This window comes from Methanoculleus thermophilus, from assembly GCF_001571405.1.
Classification (GTDB): Archaea; Halobacteriota; Methanomicrobia; order Methanomicrobiales; family Methanoculleaceae; genus Methanoculleus; species Methanoculleus thermophilus.
This window is the reverse complement of sequence record NZ_BCNX01000003.1, coordinates 26,448-42,901: the sequence shown is the minus strand read 5'-3', so window position 1 is coordinate 42,901 and position 16,454 is coordinate 26,448. Positions and strand designations below refer to the sequence as shown.

Here is a 16,454-nt window from a genome sequence, read left to right as displayed (position 1 = left end):
TTGAAGACCGGCCTCTGTATCCTGGGCGCAATCAGCAGCTCCTACAGGCAAGTGGCTGCTCCATAGTCCGCTTAAAAATCGATCGAGATGGACCTGAGTTCTGTTTCATAGTTCAATCACTCACAACTGAAACTTCGTTTCGTAGCGTTTATTTATCAGATGGTGGGATTCTCATCCAAGGCGAGAATGACGCTTCAAGGAGGATGGGGAGTCACTATCCCCTGCATACAGATAGAGATGCCGTGCGGGCAAACCATTGCTCCAGTAGTTCATGTCAGAACGCCCGCCGGGAGACCCAGCGCAGTTGGCGCATCGGGCTGTCGTGGTCCGCGGTCCGCGGGAAGAAGACGGTACAGGGACGTAAATGTTGGGAGCGGATAGCACAATCTTTCGATTTTCAACGGCTTTACGAACGGCATCTCAGCCAGGGAAACCGTCCGAAGCGCCAGTAGAGCTGACCACGGAGAGTGATCGAGCCATCTCGGAGACGCACGGCACGCTCCTGATGGTTGCCATCACCATCATCCTCGCTATTCTTGTCCTGCTGATGGCGCTTGCGATGCTCCCGTCCGGGTCCTGGATGGAGCCTGCAGAGCCGCCGATCATTATTACCGAGATCTCTCATAACAGCAAGGAGACAGGAAAATTCACCTGCGCAAGCAGGATAGTGCTCCTCAATAACGGCAGCACGGTCTACGAAAACGACGGCTTAAAGGCAGTCATATATCGGAACGGCCAGAAAGTCTGCGTCGTCCAGACTTTAAACGGCCACCGGCTCATACCATCGCACCACTACGGGGTAAAGACGCTCGGGGGCGAGGGGTGCCGCACCCCCTACTGGAATCCAGGCGAGGAGCTGGAACTGGACCTCTCCGACAATACCATCTACCCGGGCGTACAGGTCACCGTCGAGATTTTGGAGAAGCAGACGGGGGAGATAATCTCGAAGCACACCGTGCAGGCATGAGGTGGAACGCCTGCAAAGACCATGTATTTGTATCAGTACGTTTCAGACAGACGATTATGTTCAAATTGATACTCGTCGCGATCGATGGGTCGGAGATCGGTCACAGAGCGCTCGAGGAAGCGCTGGCCGTTGCCCGCTCCATGAAAGCAGCCCTTCATGCCGTACATGTTGTCCAGACCGAAACCTACCCTACACTGATGCTCAACGAGCTCGAACCACCCGATTTAGCAAGGCAGGCAGTCCTCGACTCGCTCGAACGGGAGGCGGATGAGATTCTCGCCGAAGCGGAGCGGCAGGCAGCCGCATCCGGAGTCCGGATGACGGTTCACAAGCGCCGAGGACACCCGGGAGCGGAGATCACCGCTCTCGCGCAGGAGCTCAACGCCGACCTGACCGTGATTGGATCGCATGGCAGAGGTCGGATCGACCGATTCATCCTCGGGAGTGTCAGTTCCTACGTCGTCGATCATGCGACGTCAACGGTCATGGTCGTCAGGAGTTGACCGGGACGACCGGACGAGACCCCGGGCAATGAGCCGGGCAACCCTGATCGGCTCGGGCACCTTCCCTTCGCGCGTGAAGTCGTTGCAGAGCCTTGCAGCATCCTTGAAGGAAAGTCCGTAAGGCCGGATGAAGAGAGCGTATCCCGAGTGCAGCCTGACGGGGATACGCTCGCCAAGCCGGCGGTATGCTGCAAGCCTCTCAACGTCGCCCGGAAAGTGCCGGCGAATGTCTTCCTCGAGCCCTTCCGACTCCTCGTAGGTAGTGATGATGACGGGGAGACCCGTCGCCTCCTGCACCGCTACGGGGTCGATGATGTTGTACCAGGCGATGACGCTTCCGCTGATCATTATGAGGTTGATATCCTCTCGTGCAAGGCCGGTAAAGACCCGGATGACCGCATCGGTGGCGTCCGATCCCCCGACGGTCACCGGTGCAAAGGCCACCCCGTCGATAAGGAGATCTTTTCGCATGACGACCCCGGCAAGGGTGGACCGCTCACGCCCGGAGTAACTCTCAGCGATCCCGAGAACCCTAAGCCCCGATTTGGCAACGTGCATGCGAAGTCCTTATGATTCCCAATTGGATATAAGTACGTCAATGAGCATCGAGCGCGACGAGGTGTGCATCTTCATCCCTACGCTGAATGAAGCCCCGACGATCGGCAGACTGATCCAGGAATTCCAGGAGCGCGGGTTTCACCACATCCTCGTCATGGATGGGAACAGCATCGACGGGACCCCGGAGATTGCACAGGCTGCAGGAGCAATTGTCCGGAAACAGACGGGGAAGGGAAAGGGCAACGCCATTATCGAGGCTATCGAGATCATCGATAAGCCTTACGTGCTCATGCTTGACGGAGATGGGACCAACTCGCCGGAAGACGCGGAGCGAATGCTCGAACCTCTCGGGCGGGGGTTCGATCACGTCATCGGCGACCGCCTTGCCAACCCGGAGGAAGGGGCGTTCACGAGGCTGAACCACCTCGGCAACCATATCATCAACTTGATGTTCAGGATAGCACACGGACGAGACCTTCGTGACATCCTCTCCGGCTACCGCGCTTTTACCCTTCATTCGATCCGGCAAATGACCTTAAAGGAGACCGGATTCGAGATCGAGACGGAGATGGCAGTCGAGGCGGTGAGACACGGGCAGCGAATAGCCGTCGTTCCTGTCCGATACTACGCACGATCCGGCACCGCCACCAAACTAAATCCCCTCCACGACGGTATCGGGATACTCTCGACCATATACCGGCTCGCGAAGACGAACAACCCGATCTTTTACTTCGGGATCATCGGTCTCCTCATATCGCTTGCAGGTGGTGTCATCGGGATCTATGTCGTCCTCGAATGGCTCAAGAATATCGAGCACCTGCCGCTCACCATCCTCACGGTCCTCCTGATCGTGGTCGGCTTTCAGATCTTCATGTTCGGGGTTATCAGCGACATGCTCCTTGGGTTTCACCGCGAGATCATCCGTCAGATCGAGGAGTTACAGAACCCCCCGAAGCCGCCCCGATAAGAAGAGAATCCTACAGGCATACTCTGCTATCGAGGTGTAGATATACGCCTCATCAAGTGTTCTTCCGGCGGCAAACGTCCCATGCCCCCGGACAATGACGATATGACCGGCCTGAAGCGCCCCGGCGACGTTCTCTGCGATCTCGTTGGTCCCCGGGCTCCCGGTGACGACCGGGATTGCCGGGCAGAGCATCCCCCCCTCGCTGTCGGCCGGCCGGATGATATCGGCATCGAGCGAGGCGGCAACGGCGTGGACAGGGTGGGCATGGACGATCGCGCAATGGGGCGTCTCCCGGTAGACCGCCCGGTGGACCCGGTACTCGCTCGAGGCTTCACGCGGGGCGTCGCCTTTCTCCGGAACAAAGGCCGGCATCTCGCAGGTGTCGAGGTAGGCGCCGGTCCGGGTGATGTGAAAGCCGCCTTCCTCCGCCCGGACGCTCATGTTCCCGAAATTCGCTCCGACAAGCCCTTCCAAAAAGAGCCTTTTTCCTATTCGTTCGAATTCCTGATCCAGCATTTAAGACATCCCGAACTTCGTACAGAATGATTTGGCGCGACAGGGGATATCTGTGTGCTGGTTGGGACTATCGAGAAGAGATCAGAGTTCTAAAACAGTCTTTGCAGAGCGAATACGATTACCAAAGAGTTCAGGTTTTTGGGGTCAGGTGCAGGTCCCGAGCCACAAAAACCTCTCCCGGGCAGGATTATACAAACCTCACTCCGACATCCTTCATCCCGTTGAACCGCGCGATGTTGAGGAGAAGCGGTGTGAGGCTCTCAACGATGGAAGCGGCATGAAGCGGTCCTGCATCATAGGCACGGAGGCTGGATACACTGTTGACAAGATCCATGACCGTTCGCTTTGCACCATCGTCGTCGCAGCAGACGGCGACCGAGTAGTCCAGCACCTCGTCGAGCGCCCGCCACTTGTTTGCAGCGACGTTATTGAACGCGGCACAGACGATCGCGCTCTCTGGAAGCATCCCCTTGATCATCATCGCCGCCGAACCCTCCGGCGGAGGAGCGTAATAGAAGTAAGTTGTCCGTTCGATCGGATTGACCGGGCTGATGACGATCTTATCCTCAAACCCGGTCAAGGTTTTCAGGGTGGGAGCCACGTGTCTGAACGGTATCGCGAGAATGACAACATCCGCCTCGTCGATCGCACGCTGGTTGGTGACCCCGAGGAGATTGCACGCCAGATCACGCTCCTCCAGAGATGCCCTGCAGGCATCACAGGTGGCTATCGCCTTTGTCTCCTCACGTGACCCCACGATCACATCGTATTTCGGAGAGAGCCGGAGCGCCATGCCCTCCCCTATCTCACCGGTTCCACCGACGATCCCGATCTTCATTGCCTTACTCGACCAGCGGTTTTAGGATGCTTTCAAGTTTCTCGAGATCCTGTACACCCACCAGTTTCTGGACGATCTTTCCATCTTTCTCGATAATTAGCGTCGGTACGAACTGAATGTCGTATTTTGCGGCATATTGGCGTGTCTGCTCGGAATCAACACCGACGTCAATCTTCCTGATCTCAACTTTGTCGCCCATTCTTGCCTCGAGTTCATCGATGATCGGTGACTGCTGGTGGCATGGGCCGCACCACTCGGCGAAAAAGTCCATCAAAACTGGTTTTCCCATAAGACTATACCCCATTCACACACTGTGTGTGAATGGGGTAATAAAGGTTGTTGTGGGATTTTTATTTGGAGAGGATTGCCATGATTATCTTTCCATACGCGGGCCTGGTGACCAGGATACCGATCAGGACACCGAGTATGGTGATGATGGCAAAGCCCCGGAGAGTGGAGAGGTCCATCAACGCGAGAGGGAGCATGGCGATGAAGACCGTCGCCGCCGAGGCGAAGATGATCCCGAGCGCCCGTCCGTACCGTTTCAGATAAAGGTTCGGCGATGGGACGCGCCCTTCGTGAAGAACCTCGTCCGTGATGATGACAAGCTGGTCGATACCGGTACCCACAACCGCTATCAGACCGGCGATGGTGGCGAGATCGAGTTGCACGAAATATCGGGCGATACCGAGCAGAATGACGATCTCTGAAAAGTTGACGGCGAGCATCGGGATCACGATCGAGGGCTCCCGGTAGCGGTAGTAGACGACGACTCCCACGGTGAGCAGGGCAAGCACCCCGGCAATGAGGACCACCATCTTGAACTGTTCGCCTAACGCCGCGGGGACCGAGCCAGACCCGACGATATCCACCTTCACCGGCAAGGCGCCGGCACGCAGGTGAACCTGGAGCGCCTGTGCTTCCTCTAGCCCCTCATCGCCGAGGCCGGTGCTCGCGGAGAGCGACCTGACCGGGCCCGACCGGAGTTCTGTCGCAAGTCTCCCGTCGAGGGGAGCGCTGTAGACGGTCTCGTTGTCAAGAAGCATCATGAGGTAATGAGCTCTTGGGTTGTCGACCGCTCCGTGCTCGATGGCGGCATTCCGGAAGGCCTCTGCGCCGGCATCAGAGAGCGAGAACCCGACACCCCACTCCTGTGTTCCGGGATCTCTCTGCGGCACGCCGACGCTCGTGATCTGGTCGCCGTAGAGGACGTGCTCGGTCTCGTTGCCGGTCGTCTGGATCCGGATCTCGAAGAGACCCTGCTTGCCGACAATCTCCTGCGCCGTCGCCATATCGACGCCGGCAAGTTCAATCCGCACATACTGCGGGTAATCGCTTCCCGTCGGGGTAAGGAGGTTGATCCGCGCGTCCTGCATCCCGAGAGCGTTCACCTTGTCGCTTAAGATCCGCTTTACTTCGTCCGCGGTGAGCGCCGATACACCCTTCTGGTAACCGACGATCGAAGCGTCCGACTCTGCAAAGATCGGCTCAAGGTCAGCGCGTGAGACGCTCTTTCGGATCTCCAGGTGGTTCTGGTCGATCTGGATGACATCCGCATCTAGACCAGTTCTCAGGTTCTCTATGAGGTTTCCAACCGATCCGTCGGTCGAGTAGGTCACGACCACGGACTGGAACTCCATCTGCAGCCACGATCCCCCTTCGAGATCGAGACCGAACTGGAGGTTCCCCTCAAGCCCCTTCTCCGGGTTCGGGGGGGCGAGGTAGATGCCGATGAGGGAGCCGACGACCAGCACGAGCAGCAGGGCAACCCGCCAGTCTTTAACAAGGTTCTTGATGGTTTCGCTGTTCATCTCTTATTCTCCCGGCGGATGTATCCTTTGAGTATCCCGGCATTCAACATCCAGGTGTTCATCATATCGACAAAAAGCCCGATGAGAAGGACGCTTGCGATCTCGCTGATGATCTGGATCTGGCCTGCCGTGGCGACGACCCACATCGCGGCGATGGCCGTAAGCGTCGTCGTCGTCATGATGATACCGGTCCTGAAGGCTCCGGAGAGTTTCTCTTCGAGTTTCCCTTTGCGCTTCAAGAGACGTGTGGTCAGCAGGACGTTACTGTCTGCAGCGTACCCGATCAGCATCAGAAGAGCCGCCGTAGTCCCGAGGGAGAGCGGGATGCCGATGATCTGCATGATCGCCGCAGTGATGCAGATATCAGAAAAGGCCGCAAGAACGATCGCGCCTGCTGATACCAGTTTGCGGTACACCAGAAAGATCACGACGGCCATCCCGATGAACGAGAAGATCAGTGCGAGGATTGCCTGGCCCTGAAGGGTCTTTCCGAACGTCTCGCCGATCTGGTCTACTTTCGCATCAGGATACTTCTCATTGATGAGCCTAGCGAGATCCTGAAGCTGCGTATCGTCCATGGGACCGAACTGGAGGTACTTTCCGTTGCCGATCCCCTCACCCACCGATAGCAGTGGATACCCGGCAAAGGTCGCCTCTAACGTCTCCTTGCTGTCAGCGGTAAACACGGTGACCGCCGTTCCCCCTACAAAGTCAATGCCCGGAGTTACCGGCAGGCCGGTGGTGAGCGTGGTATAGCCCACCAGGACCCCGGCAAGGAGGAGAAGAACGAGGGGCAGCGCTACCATCTGCCGCGGAGAGTATTTGTTGATATCATATCCGGAAAATTCCATGCCGTAGTAGTGTACGGGTGTGATAGGTTAAAGGGTTGCTCATTCATACGAGGCGCGAATCGTGATCCGCCCGGGGAGCGCGAGTCCGTCCCAAAATATCCCGGATCAGAATAAGGTCTGATCGCGCCCGGTTCTCCCTCCGCGTAGGTCCTAACGAAGCATGGCAGCCCATCTTTGCAGATCTCATCACGCCGGGCCAGAACGCATTTATCCATTCAGACTGTCCCTGCCAGATCCCAGGCCAACCCTCATGTTCATCGTCTTTACGCGCATGCCTGCAAGCATTGCCCACAGAACAGAGCGGCACGCAGAATGTTTGCAGGAGAGTTCATTGGAGGAAGATCCTGAGCAACAAGAACACGGGTTATGTTCACTAAATTTCTAAAATATCCTCTTATATGTTACAGTATTATGAATAGACCAATCTAATTTATCCTCACCATATTTCGTCAGACAATTGTCGTCCTCCTGGCAGAATACTCGATTAAACGATTGAAAAGAAAAGATATATATAAAATACCGAATCACAAGCACATATGAGATCACCCTCTGAGCTCAAAAAAGAGATAGAAACTCGACTCAAAGGATATCTCTCACGGGACCGGGATGGAATCCGGCACGAACTGCTCAGCCTCTTCGTGAAAGTAAAATCTCTGACCATCCCCCAGATCTACAGGAGGTTACAGAAGCAGTTCTCGATCAGCTATCACTCCATCGCATCAATGGTAGGTATCATTGCATCCCGAATGGGCATTCTGCATGTGAAGCGGAACGCAGAGGGAACAAAGACAATTTACGAATTGAAAGACCAGTACGTGGATGTGGTGGCGAAGATCCTCGGAATAACGTAACACTCAAAGACCATACCTCTTTTTTTATACCCAAAACCAATATGTGAGACTAATCATGCAGAGTGATACACAGGGGTCTGAACCATCGCCAAGCATCTACATCACAGACGACGTCCGAACATACGTTCTCCAGAGAAAGCGTGATTTCAGGGTGAGCACATCCTGCAGCGGAGCCATCCTCCTCCCGACGTCAGTGAAACCGCCGAAATCGACCGATCTGAAGATCCCGGTTGGTGATTATACCATCTATGTCTCGAAGTATCAGGCCCGCTACATCGACTCCGTTCACAAGGGAATGATTCCTATATTTTATGATGACTTCTAGACCATGAGTTTCGAAGAACTGGAACATACCGCCGACGTCCAGATGCGGGTGCGGGGAAGGACCATAAACGAGCTCTTTGCCGATGCAGGCCGAGCCATGTTCCAAATCATGTACGGCCCCTGCATTGACCGCGGCGTCACGAGAGAGATCTCCCTCGAGGCCGATAACCTCGAGGCCCTCCTTATCGACTACCTCTCGGAACTGCTCTTCATCACCGAGGTCGAGGGCACCGTATTCTGCACGTTTGACGTTGATGTCCAGGGTACCCGGCTCACCGCCACCGCACGAGGTGAGCCCTTCGATCCAAAGCGGCACTCCGGAGGGACGATTGTCAAGGGTATATCCTACTTTGGACTCGAAATCGTTAAAGAAGAAGAGGGTTATGTGGTGGAGATCATCTTCGATATTTAAGAGGGGTCCATATGCTTGAAGGAATCAATAAAGTCGGAGACCTCGAATGGGAGGTCCCCATCGGGTATGTTCCCAATATGCGGGTACCCGGGCGTTTCTTCCTCTCACCGTCGCTTGGAGAGACACTTGAGGAAGGGGCAATTCGTCAGCTTGCAAACGTCGCAACCCTTCCCGGGATTGTGAAACACTCGCTTGCCATGCCCGATATTCATTGGGGATACGGGTTTCCCATCGGCGGTGTTGCCGCGTTTGATATGACTGAGGGGGTCATCTCTCCCGGCGGGGTTGGCTTCGACATCAACTGCGGCGTCCGGCTGATCACGACACCTCTGACCGAGGCCGATCTCTCCGGCAAGAAGCGAGAACTGATCGAGAGCCTCTTTGCCGCGGTACCGACAGGTGTTGGTGCAAAAAGCACCTTGCGGGTCTCAAACAAGGAGCTCTCCGATATCATGGTCGACGGCGCACGATGGGCGGTTGAGCGCGGACTCGGCACGAGCGCTGATCTTGCCCGGTGCGAGGAGGAAGGCGCGATGCCCGGCGCACAACCGGAGACGGTCAGTGCCAAAGCACGCCAGCGAGGCGTGCCGCAGATCGGGACGCTCGGCGCGGGAAACCACTTCCTGGAGGTTCAGGTGGCGCGAGAGATCGTCAATCCCGAGGTTGCGAAGGCCTTTGGAATATCTGAGGGACAGGTCTGTTTCATGGTCCACTGCGGCTCACGGGGTCTCGGCCACCAGGTCGCCACCGACCACATACGGGTGCTCGAGGGGGCGCTTTCGAAATACGGGATACAACTCCCGGATCGGCAACTTGCCTGCGCTCCTATCGATTCCCCAGAAGGGCGTGCGTACTATGGCGCCATGGTCTGCGCTGCAAATTATGCCTGGGCGAATCGACAGGTCATCATGCACGAGGCAAGAAAAGTCTTTTCGCAGCTCTTCGGGATCGATTACGATGAGATGCGGCTCATCTACGATGTCGCACACAACGTCGCAAAGTTCGAGCGCCACGACGTCGACGGTGCGTCGATGGAGGTCTGCGTCCATCGCAAAGGCGCGACACGAGCGTTCGGTCCCGGGGCAGCGGGTATTCCCAGGGAGTATGCCGCGATCGGGCAACCCGTGATCATCCCAGGAAGCATGGGGACGTCCTCTTACCTCCTCCGCGGCACATCGACTGCTATGGAAAAGACCTTCGGGAGCACCTGCCACGGCGCAGGGAGAGTGCTCAGCCGGTCGAAGGCGAAGAAAGAAGTCCGCGGGAGAGAACTCCGGGAGCAACTCGCAGGAGAGGGCATTGTGGTGCGAGCTCACAGCGACGCCGCCCTCGCTGAAGAAGCACCCGAAGTCTATAAGCCAAGCGGGGAAGTGGTCCGGGTCGTGCATGAAGCAGGCCTCTCGGATATCGTTGTCCGACTTGAGCCGCTCGGGGTGATCAAGGGGTGACCGGCAGAACCGGGCTGCTCTGGGACAGTCCTCTCATGTTCTCGCGGCTCATCGAGGACTGCGGCTCCTGCTGTGAGACGGTCAACCCCCATATGCTTGGATCTCCCTTCTGGCGCGGACGATTCGGTTCACTCATCGTCCCGACGGGGTTTGCAAACCCGTCCTACTCAAACCTTCTTCCGGCTCTTCGGGCCGCAGAGGGGCGTATCCGGCGTTTCGTCGAGAACGGTGGGCGACTGCTTGTCTTCGGGGCAGGATGCTCTCGTGATGACGCCTACGACTGGCTCCCATTCCCGGTAACCTATACGTTCGCCTATGGGCCGCGTGCCGTCAGGTTCGAGAGGGAGAGCAGATACAACTCCCTGTTCTCCGGATACGACCTGACCGCCGTCGAGTGTGATGGCACCTTCCCGTCCCACGGCGGTGAGACGCTTGCCGCCGCGGATACCGGTGAGGCGCTTCTCATCGAGAAGGTGGTCGGCGACGGAATAATTCTGATCTCCAGTATCCATGAGTACCCAACACGTGAATTTTTGAAGGAGTTCTCCTGCAACGAGAGGGAAACATTATTTTAGATAAACCGTGATGAAAAGTTAGGGGTACGACCATGGAGCAGTATATCATCTCTGAGTCTTCGAGAGCGCGCGATCTCGCTCCAATCATGATGAGTATCCATGAACTGCTTGGCCGTCTGCCTGTTACAGCACGCTCCCGAGATTACCCCGGACTCAGAATCGAGGGAGGGAAGATTATTGAGGAGGCCTATACCGGCCCCGTTCTTGAAGAAGTCCTGGCGGAGAACGTCACGTTGAGGGTCAGGCCGCAAGGAGGCCCATACAAAGGCATCCCGGTGGTAGTGGCGCCGGTGCGAAACGAGGAAGGCAAGGCCATCGGCGCGATTGGGATCGTCGATGTGACCGGGATCTTCGATATTGCGGGTTTCATGGAGCAGAACGCGGAGATCCAAAGGCAGATCTTTGGTGAGAATCCATATCCGCCCTCGACTGAGTCGCCTGCAACGCAAAGGTAATAGACATGAAGGATACGGCAATCAGCGTATTAAAGATTCTCGAAGAAGCATCCGGCCCGGTATCGGGCGAGCGAATTGCAGAGCAACTGGGCATAACCCGTTCAGCAGTCTGGAAACAGATACGTGAACTCCGAAAGTTGGGATACCGTATCTCATCATCGCGGGCGGAAGGCTATCGCCTTGAAGCGGCAACAAGCAGGCTCCTTCCGTACGAGATCCAGAAAAAACTTCGCACGCAGGTCATCGGACGGCAGATCCGCCACTTCGACCGCACCGCATCCACAAGCTGGATCGGGAAGAGACTTGCCGGCGAGACGGATCCTGAACAACTGCACGGTCTGGTGATCATCGCCGAGGAGCAGACCGGCGGCGTTGGGAGACTCGGACGCGCCTGGGTCTCGCCCGCCGGTGGGATCTGGGCCACCATCGTCTTAAAACCGCGGATCCCGCTTGACAACCTCTTCATGATCACCATGGCCGGGGCGATCGCAATCGCCCGGGCCATTCGGAAGGAGTACAACATCAGCGCCCTCATCAAGTGGCCCAACGACATCTTCATCGGGGATAAGAAGGTTGCCGGGCTGCTCCTGGAGCTCGCCGCAGAGGCAGATACCGTCCACTATGCCCTTCTCGGGATCGGGATCGATGCGAACATCTCACTTGCCGATCTACCATCGGACCTGCAGAAGACAATCACCTCGCTCAAGGATGAGGTGGGCCATGAGGTCGATCGTGTGGCGCTTCTTGCCCGGATACTGCGGGAATTTGAGCTGCGCTATCGGCAGCTCGAGGATGGAGAATACGATTCCATCATTCGCGAGTGGAAGACCCTCTCCCTGACGCTTGAGCACCGGGTCGTCATCAAGACCATCAACAAGACCTTTGAGGGAGAAGCCATCGACATCGACAGGCACGGCGCCCTGATCATCCGCAAGGACAACGGAGAGGTCGAGCGGGTTATCTCCGGCGACTGTTTCCAGTTCTGACCCGGGCCACCTGTCAACCACAACAAAATTTTTGGTTGACAGGATTTTTCTCTTCGGCCGTCCCATACTAGACGGTCTAGATGATACGTCGAACACGGATCCTTGCCTACAGCGGCACGTTTATCGCGCTAATTGCTGCCGGGAGCTGGATATCCATCCCGTTGCCCCCGGTCCCGCTCACACTCCAGACACTCTTTGTGCTTCTTGCGGGTATCGTCATGAAACGCTACGGAGTGATACCCGTCGGGCTCTACGTCCTCCTCGGGGCGGCGAACCTGCCGATGTTCCATAACGGTACGGCGGGTCTTGGGGTGCTCCTCGGCCCGACGGGAGGGTACCTGATCGGCTTCATCCCCGCCGCCCTCATCGTCGGGCTCGCCTACGAGCATGAATCGATACAGTGGCGTGTAGGAGGCCTGATTCTGGCGACAACCGTCATCTACCTCTTCGGGGTTGCATGGCTCGCCTACTCGGCCTCGCTTGCGCTCCCCCAGGCTGTCCTGCTCGGGGTCGCCCCGTTCGTCATCGGGGAGGTCGTGAAGGTCGCAGCAGCGTACTCGATAGGAAAGCGTCTGGCATGATCCGCATCACCGATCTTCGGCATAAACTGCTCGATATTCCCGATCTCTCTCTCGTTGCACGCCATATCGCCGTGATCGGGCCGAACGGGAGCGGAAAAACGACGCTCCTCTCGGTCTGCGCCGGACTCGAGGAGCCAAAGAGGGGGAGAGTCCAGATCCTCGGAAAGCCGCCGTCCGCTGCAAAGATCGGGTGGGTAGGGGAGTTCCCGGACCGGACGCTCCTCTTCTCCCGGGTCTACGACGAGATTGCATCGACCCCGCGGTTCCGCCATTACCCCTGTACGAGGGCGGATGAACTTGTCAGGGCGGCCGCAGAGGCGGTCGGCATCGTCCACCTCCTCGATAAGAAGGTCTCGGCCCTCTCCGGGGGAGAGAAGGCCCTCGTCGGGCTGGCCGCGGCCGTTGTCGATAACCCCGAGGTGCTGATCCTCGACGAGGCCGACTCGCACCTGGACGCCGGGACCGCAAAGCGCGTCCACCGCATCGTGCGGGAGAGCCCGGCCGCCCACGTCCTCTGGTGCACCCAATCGATGGATGCCGCAGCCGAAGCGGACTTCATCCTCTTCATGGACGGCGGCAGGGTCCGGCACCACGGGACGCCCGACGAGGTCTTCTCGGCGCTCGAGGGGACGTGCTTTTACCCGACGATCTGGAGGCTCCGTTCATGAGAGTGGAACTTGATGAACTCCTGTTTGCCCGGGGGACGTTCACCCTCCGGGGCAGCGGCACCTTCGATGAGGGCGTACACCTGGTCAGCGGTCCGGTGGGCAGTGGAAAATCGACGCTCGCCCTCCTGATCGCAGGGCTTCTCCGTCCAACCGGTGGCGCCGTCCGAAGGCACGGGATCTCCTCGGTCCAGGTCCTGCTCCAGTTCCCGGAGTACCACATAACATCCTCGACCGTCGCCGGGGAGGCTGCATCCTGGGGCCTTGACCCGGACGAGGTGCTTGCCCGGGCGGATCTGGTCGGGCGTGCAGACGATGACCCGTTCCGCCTCTCCCGCGGTGAACTCAAACGGCTGACCCTTTGTTGCGCCATCATGCAAGATCCGGACCTCTTGATGCTGGACGAACCGTTCAGCTCGCTCGACTGCACCGCAAAACAGAGGACCTGCAGGATGATCGAGGGGAGGAGAGAGGGCATCACAATCATCTTCTCGCACGAGAGCGCGGTCCTCCCCCGGGTGGATGCAATCTGGGAGATGGAGAACGGAACCCTGACCGGCCTCGGCGGTGTTCCCCATGCGATTCCCAGATGGCGGCACGCTCCGCCGTACCTTGCATACGCCTTAAACGAGGGTGCGCGCCCGGAAAACATCAGGCTCCAGGACGCCCGGGAGGCGCTATGCAGGATCCGCGACTGAGGTTCCTTGCGGCTGCTGTCCTCTCGCTTGCTGCGTTTGCAAGCACGGCAGGAGCCGTCGCAGCCCTCGTCTGGTGGCTGCTCGCGACACCGCGCACAAAAACCCTCCCGGGACCGCGGGTGCTCATCCCCCTTATTGCGATGATCGGCGTCACAGCCCTCGTCTCTGCATTGGAGGGCGGACCTGGTCTCTCCTACTTCATCCGGATGACCGTGATTCTGCTGCTTGCTGCATGGGCATATGCCGAGACGAGGGAGGGAGATGCTCTTTCTGTGGCGGTCTGGGCCCTCGGCAACCGGGTTGGATTCGAGATCGGGCTCATTGCCGAGATGGGAATTGGAGGGCTCGCCGTTATCCGGGAGGATATCGAGCATGCGCAGGTGGCAATGGCACTGAAGGGAATCCGACCCGGTCTGCGCTCGATCGTGCCGCTCGCCGTCACCCTCATTGTTACGGAGATCCGGCGATCCGACGATATCGCACGGCTGCTTGCCGTGCGGGGGTATACGTTCGGAGGAGAGATCTGTCCAGAGTTCAGGAGGGACTCAAAAGATCTTCTGGCATCCATATCAGCCGTATTTTTTGGGATTTTATCGTGCCTGCCCCTTCGCGACGTTTTTATATTATTAGGATGAATTTTCTAGAGGCTTTATTGATATTTTCTCAGCCCTTCGAGGTGCAAATTCGATGTGTGCTGCCAAATCGGATACACTCAATATCACCGACACCACGCTTAGGGATGCGCATCAATCGCTCATCGCCACCCGGTTGCGGACAGAAGATATGCTCCCTCTTGCCCGAGCCATCGACGAAGTGGGTTTTTTCTCTGTCGAAGCCTGGGGCGGGGCGACCTTTGACAGCTGCATCAGGTTCCTCAACGACGATCCCTGGGACCGTCTCAGGATGCTGAAGGCTGAACTCAAGCGCACTCCTATCCAGATGCTTCTGCGAGGGCAGAACCTCGTAGGGTACCGGCATTATCCGGACGATGTGGTGGAGAAGTTCGTAGAGGCATCGGCGCGGAACGGAGTTGACATCTTCCGGGTCTTTGATGCATTGAATGATATCCGGAATATGAAGAAAGCGATGGAGGAGGTCCAGAACGTCGGCGCGCACCTGCAGGGCGCAATCTCCTACACGACAAGCCCGGTTCACTCCGTTGCGTCCTTTATCGATATGGCGCAGGAGCTCTATACGCTTGGCTGCGACTCGATCTGCATCAAGGACATGGCCGGACTGATCATGCCCCATGATGCCCGAGACCTTATCTCGGGGATCAAGAAGGTAGCAGATGTCAAGGTCTGTCTCCACTCCCACTGTACGAGCGGCGTGGCACCCCTGAGTTATCAGGCGGCGATCGATGCCGGCGTGGATATTCTTGACACGGCGATGTCGCCGTTCTCCCTCGGCACATCCCAGCCTCCAACGGAGAGTGTCGTTGCAAGCGTCGCCGGAACGCCGCGGGATACAAAGATAGACCTCATCAAACTCCGCAAGGTCCGCAACATCTGCCGTGAGATTCGGGAGAAGTACGATCCGCTCTTCAACTCCATCGCAGACAGGGTTGACTCGGACGTGCTGATCTACCAGCTTCCGGGCGGTATGATCTCAAACCTCGTCTCCCAGTTAAAGGAGCAGAATGCACTTGACCGCCTGGATGAGGTGCTCCACGAGATCCCCCGGGTTAGAGAGGACCTCGGCTACCCGCCGCTCGTGACACCGACAAGCCAGATCGTGGGCACGCAGGCGGTGCTCAACGTTCTGATGGGCGGACGCTACCGGAACGTGACAAAAGAGGTAAAGGACTACGTCCTCGGCTGTTACGGCCGCTCACCCGCCCCGATCAGCACGGAGGTGCAGAAGATGATCATCGGCGACGAGAAACCGATCACGGTCCGTCCGGCGGATCTCCTCGAACCCATCTACGAGCAGATGCGGGCGGAAGCAATGGAGCAGGGTCTCGTCACCCGTGAGGAGGACGTTCTCACCTATATCCTCTATCCAAACATTGCTCCCTCGTTCCTCCGGGGCGAGCGGAAGGCCGAAGTGATCCCGGAAAAGACGGCAGTCGTCACCGCACCAGCAGGGGCTGCAGGCATACCCCGGTCCATGGAGGTGGAGGTGGACGGCGAGATCTTCTCGGTCCGGATCATTACCGTGGAGGGAGGCTCGGTCCCGGGACCTGCAGCCGAATCATCAGCCAAAGAGAGGATCCCCCGCGGCGAGGTCGCCGGCGGCGTCAAGAGCAACATGCAGGGCATGGTCCTGAAGGTGATGACCGAGCGTGGGAGCACCGTCAAGAAGGGCGATACCCTCATTGTCCTTGAAGCGATGAAGATGGAGAACCCAATCCGCAGTCCACGCGACGGCACGGTGAAGGAGATCTTCGTGGATGCCGGGGACGTCGTGCAGAACGGCGATGTGCTCATGATCATCGAATAGGGACTG

At 57.8% G+C, this 16,454-nt stretch carries 21 protein-coding genes; 15 read left to right on the top strand and 6 right to left on the bottom strand.

Annotated elements, in window-relative coordinates; genetic code table 11:
* Nucleotides 1-364: 364 nt before the first annotated feature.
* Both MCUTH_RS00295 and MCUTH_RS00290 read left to right on the top strand, forming a co-directional pair.
* A complete protein-coding gene (locus MCUTH_RS00295; protein WP_083524693.1) occupies nucleotides 365-967 on the top strand; it encodes an archaellin/type IV pilin N-terminal domain-containing protein in 603 nt (200 codons plus the stop codon).
* A gap of 56 nt (nucleotides 968-1,023) precedes the next feature.
* Nucleotides 1,024-1,470 carry a universal stress protein gene (locus MCUTH_RS00290; protein ID WP_066953847.1) on the top strand — a complete coding sequence of 149 codons (447 nt, stop codon included), beginning with the start codon at nucleotides 1,024-1,026 and terminating at the stop codon, nucleotides 1,468-1,470.
* Here MCUTH_RS00290 and MCUTH_RS00285 read toward each other — a convergent pair.
* Nucleotides 1,444-2,028, bottom strand: coding sequence for an endonuclease dU (locus MCUTH_RS00285; RefSeq protein ID WP_066953844.1), 585 nt, complete (start codon nucleotides 2,026-2,028; stop codon nucleotides 1,444-1,446). The two genes, MCUTH_RS00290 and MCUTH_RS00285, sit on opposite strands and share 27 nt — an antisense overlap.
* Before the next feature lie 40 nt (nucleotides 2,029-2,068).
* Between MCUTH_RS00285 and aglJ the strand changes: the two genes are divergently transcribed.
* Nucleotides 2,069-2,995, top strand: a complete 927-nt coding sequence (gene aglJ, locus MCUTH_RS00280; protein ID WP_066953841.1) for an S-layer glycoprotein N-glycosyltransferase AglJ — start codon at nucleotides 2,069-2,071, stop codon at nucleotides 2,993-2,995.
* On the opposite strand, the gene MCUTH_RS00275 is transcribed toward aglJ, so the two are convergent.
* The 5 genes from MCUTH_RS00275 to MCUTH_RS00255 all read right to left on the bottom strand — a co-directional run bounded on the left by MCUTH_RS00275 (nucleotide 2,966) and on the right by MCUTH_RS00255 (nucleotide 7,011).
* Complete coding sequence (locus tag MCUTH_RS00275; protein ID WP_066953838.1) at nucleotides 2,966-3,511, bottom strand: aldolase; 546 nt, start codon at nucleotides 3,509-3,511, stop codon at nucleotides 2,966-2,968. The two genes, aglJ and MCUTH_RS00275, sit on opposite strands and share 30 nt — an antisense overlap.
* Before the next feature lie 187 nt (nucleotides 3,512-3,698).
* The gene (gene npdG, locus MCUTH_RS00270; protein ID WP_066953835.1) at nucleotides 3,699-4,349 is read right to left on the bottom strand and encodes an NADPH-dependent F420 reductase; all 651 of its coding nucleotides are present in this window, start codon (nucleotides 4,347-4,349) and stop codon (nucleotides 3,699-3,701) included.
* 4 nt (nucleotides 4,350-4,353) lie between these two features.
* The gene (locus tag MCUTH_RS00265; RefSeq protein WP_066953832.1) at nucleotides 4,354-4,638 is read right to left on the bottom strand and encodes a thioredoxin family protein; all 285 of its coding nucleotides are present in this window, start codon (nucleotides 4,636-4,638) and stop codon (nucleotides 4,354-4,356) included.
* A 61-nt stretch (nucleotides 4,639-4,699) separates the two neighbouring features.
* Nucleotides 4,700-6,160, bottom strand: a complete 1,461-nt coding sequence (locus tag MCUTH_RS00260; RefSeq protein ID WP_066953829.1) for a preprotein translocase subunit SecD — start codon at nucleotides 6,158-6,160, stop codon at nucleotides 4,700-4,702.
* Nucleotides 6,157-7,011 carry a protein translocase subunit SecF gene (locus MCUTH_RS00255; protein WP_066953825.1) on the bottom strand — a complete coding sequence of 285 codons (855 nt, stop codon included), beginning with the start codon at nucleotides 7,009-7,011 and terminating at the stop codon, nucleotides 6,157-6,159. Before MCUTH_RS00255 ends, MCUTH_RS00260 begins: the two co-directional genes overlap by 4 nt.
* Before the next feature lie 536 nt (nucleotides 7,012-7,547).
* Between MCUTH_RS00255 and MCUTH_RS00250 the strand changes: the two genes are divergently transcribed.
* From MCUTH_RS00250 to oadA, 12 genes are all read left to right on the top strand, one after another.
* Nucleotides 7,548-7,862 (top strand): DUF2551 domain-containing protein, encoded by a 315-nt coding sequence (locus MCUTH_RS00250; RefSeq protein ID WP_066953822.1) that lies wholly within the window; start codon nucleotides 7,548-7,550, stop codon nucleotides 7,860-7,862.
* Nucleotides 7,863-7,917: 55 nt separating this feature from the next.
* On the top strand, nucleotides 7,918-8,187 hold the full coding sequence (locus MCUTH_RS00245; protein WP_066953819.1) for a hypothetical protein: 270 nt from the start codon (nucleotides 7,918-7,920) through the stop codon (nucleotides 8,185-8,187).
* A 3-nt stretch (nucleotides 8,188-8,190) separates the two neighbouring features.
* Nucleotides 8,191-8,598: an archease gene (locus MCUTH_RS00240; protein WP_066953816.1), complete on the top strand. Its 408-nt coding sequence runs from the start codon at nucleotides 8,191-8,193 to the stop codon at nucleotides 8,596-8,598.
* Between the two features lie 11 nt (nucleotides 8,599-8,609).
* Nucleotides 8,610-10,046 carry an RtcB family protein gene (locus tag MCUTH_RS00235; protein ID WP_066953812.1) on the top strand — a complete coding sequence of 479 codons (1,437 nt, stop codon included), beginning with the start codon at nucleotides 8,610-8,612 and terminating at the stop codon, nucleotides 10,044-10,046.
* Nucleotides 10,043-10,621, top strand: a complete 579-nt coding sequence (locus MCUTH_RS00230; RefSeq protein ID WP_224732761.1) for a hypothetical protein — start codon at nucleotides 10,043-10,045, stop codon at nucleotides 10,619-10,621. Before MCUTH_RS00235 ends, MCUTH_RS00230 begins: the two co-directional genes overlap by 4 nt.
* A 32-nt stretch (nucleotides 10,622-10,653) precedes the next feature.
* The gene (locus MCUTH_RS00225) at nucleotides 10,654-11,076 is read left to right on the top strand and encodes a DUF2111 domain-containing protein (protein ID WP_066953806.1); all 423 of its coding nucleotides are present in this window, start codon (nucleotides 10,654-10,656) and stop codon (nucleotides 11,074-11,076) included.
* A gap of 5 nt (nucleotides 11,077-11,081) precedes the next feature.
* Nucleotides 11,082-12,062, top strand: coding sequence for a biotin--[acetyl-CoA-carboxylase] ligase (locus MCUTH_RS00220; RefSeq protein WP_066953803.1), 981 nt, complete (start codon nucleotides 11,082-11,084; stop codon nucleotides 12,060-12,062).
* Nucleotides 12,063-12,142: 80 nt separating this feature from the next.
* A complete protein-coding gene (locus tag MCUTH_RS00215; RefSeq protein ID WP_066953800.1) occupies nucleotides 12,143-12,643 on the top strand; it encodes a biotin transporter BioY in 501 nt (166 codons plus the stop codon).
* A complete protein-coding gene (locus tag MCUTH_RS00210) occupies nucleotides 12,640-13,311 on the top strand; it encodes an energy-coupling factor ABC transporter ATP-binding protein (RefSeq protein WP_066953797.1) in 672 nt (223 codons plus the stop codon). The genes MCUTH_RS00215 and MCUTH_RS00210 overlap by 4 nt, the downstream gene beginning before the upstream one ends.
* Complete coding sequence (locus tag MCUTH_RS00205; RefSeq protein ID WP_066953794.1) at nucleotides 13,308-14,006, top strand: ATP-binding cassette domain-containing protein; 699 nt, start codon at nucleotides 13,308-13,310, stop codon at nucleotides 14,004-14,006. Before MCUTH_RS00210 ends, MCUTH_RS00205 begins: the two co-directional genes overlap by 4 nt.
* Complete coding sequence (locus tag MCUTH_RS00200) at nucleotides 13,988-14,641, top strand: hypothetical protein (RefSeq protein WP_066953791.1); 654 nt, start codon at nucleotides 13,988-13,990, stop codon at nucleotides 14,639-14,641. The genes MCUTH_RS00205 and MCUTH_RS00200 overlap by 19 nt, the downstream gene beginning before the upstream one ends.
* Nucleotides 14,642-14,693: 52 nt before the next feature.
* Nucleotides 14,694-16,448 (top strand): sodium-extruding oxaloacetate decarboxylase subunit alpha, encoded by a 1,755-nt coding sequence (gene oadA, locus MCUTH_RS00195; protein ID WP_066953788.1) that lies wholly within the window; start codon nucleotides 14,694-14,696, stop codon nucleotides 16,446-16,448.
* The last annotated feature ends 6 nt before the right edge of the window (nucleotides 16,449-16,454 follow it).

Excerpts from the sequence above, each read along its gene's own strand:
- MCUTH_RS00295 (WP_083524693.1), top strand. The coding sequence starts at position 365 with ATGTTGGGAGCGGATAGCACAATCTTTCGATTTTCAACGGCTTTACGA.
- MCUTH_RS00290 (WP_066953847.1), top strand. The coding sequence starts at position 1,024 with ATGTTCAAATTGATACTCGTCGCGATCGATGGGTCGGAGATCGGTCAC.
- MCUTH_RS00285 (WP_066953844.1), bottom strand. The coding sequence starts at position 2,028 with ATGCACGTTGCCAAATCGGGGCTTAGGGTTCTCGGGATCGCTGAGAGT.
- aglJ (WP_066953841.1), top strand. The coding sequence starts at position 2,069 with ATGAGCATCGAGCGCGACGAGGTGTGCATCTTCATCCCTACGCTGAAT.
- MCUTH_RS00275 (WP_066953838.1), bottom strand. The coding sequence starts at position 3,511 with ATGCTGGATCAGGAATTCGAACGAATAGGAAAAAGGCTCTTTTTGGAA.
- npdG (WP_066953835.1), bottom strand. The coding sequence starts at position 4,349 with ATGAAGATCGGGATCGTCGGTGGAACCGGTGAGATAGGGGAGGGCATG.
- MCUTH_RS00265 (WP_066953832.1), bottom strand. The coding sequence starts at position 4,638 with ATGGGAAAACCAGTTTTGATGGACTTTTTCGCCGAGTGGTGCGGCCCA.
- MCUTH_RS00260 (WP_066953829.1), bottom strand. The coding sequence starts at position 6,160 with ATGAACAGCGAAACCATCAAGAACCTTGTTAAAGACTGGCGGGTTGCC.
- MCUTH_RS00255 (WP_066953825.1), bottom strand. The coding sequence starts at position 7,011 with ATGGAATTTTCCGGATATGATATCAACAAATACTCTCCGCGGCAGATG.
- MCUTH_RS00250 (WP_066953822.1), top strand. The coding sequence starts at position 7,548 with ATGAGATCACCCTCTGAGCTCAAAAAAGAGATAGAAACTCGACTCAAA.
- MCUTH_RS00245 (WP_066953819.1), top strand. The coding sequence starts at position 7,918 with ATGCAGAGTGATACACAGGGGTCTGAACCATCGCCAAGCATCTACATC.
- MCUTH_RS00240 (WP_066953816.1), top strand. The coding sequence starts at position 8,191 with ATGAGTTTCGAAGAACTGGAACATACCGCCGACGTCCAGATGCGGGTG.
- MCUTH_RS00235 (WP_066953812.1), top strand. The coding sequence starts at position 8,610 with ATGCTTGAAGGAATCAATAAAGTCGGAGACCTCGAATGGGAGGTCCCC.
- MCUTH_RS00225 (WP_066953806.1), top strand. The coding sequence starts at position 10,654 with ATGGAGCAGTATATCATCTCTGAGTCTTCGAGAGCGCGCGATCTCGCT.
- MCUTH_RS00220 (WP_066953803.1), top strand. The coding sequence starts at position 11,082 with ATGAAGGATACGGCAATCAGCGTATTAAAGATTCTCGAAGAAGCATCC.
- MCUTH_RS00215 (WP_066953800.1), top strand. The coding sequence starts at position 12,143 with ATGATACGTCGAACACGGATCCTTGCCTACAGCGGCACGTTTATCGCG.
- MCUTH_RS00210 (WP_066953797.1), top strand. The coding sequence starts at position 12,640 with ATGATCCGCATCACCGATCTTCGGCATAAACTGCTCGATATTCCCGAT.
- MCUTH_RS00205 (WP_066953794.1), top strand. The coding sequence starts at position 13,308 with ATGAGAGTGGAACTTGATGAACTCCTGTTTGCCCGGGGGACGTTCACC.
- MCUTH_RS00200 (WP_066953791.1), top strand. The coding sequence starts at position 13,988 with ATGCAGGATCCGCGACTGAGGTTCCTTGCGGCTGCTGTCCTCTCGCTT.
- oadA (WP_066953788.1), top strand. The coding sequence starts at position 14,694 with ATGTGTGCTGCCAAATCGGATACACTCAATATCACCGACACCACGCTT.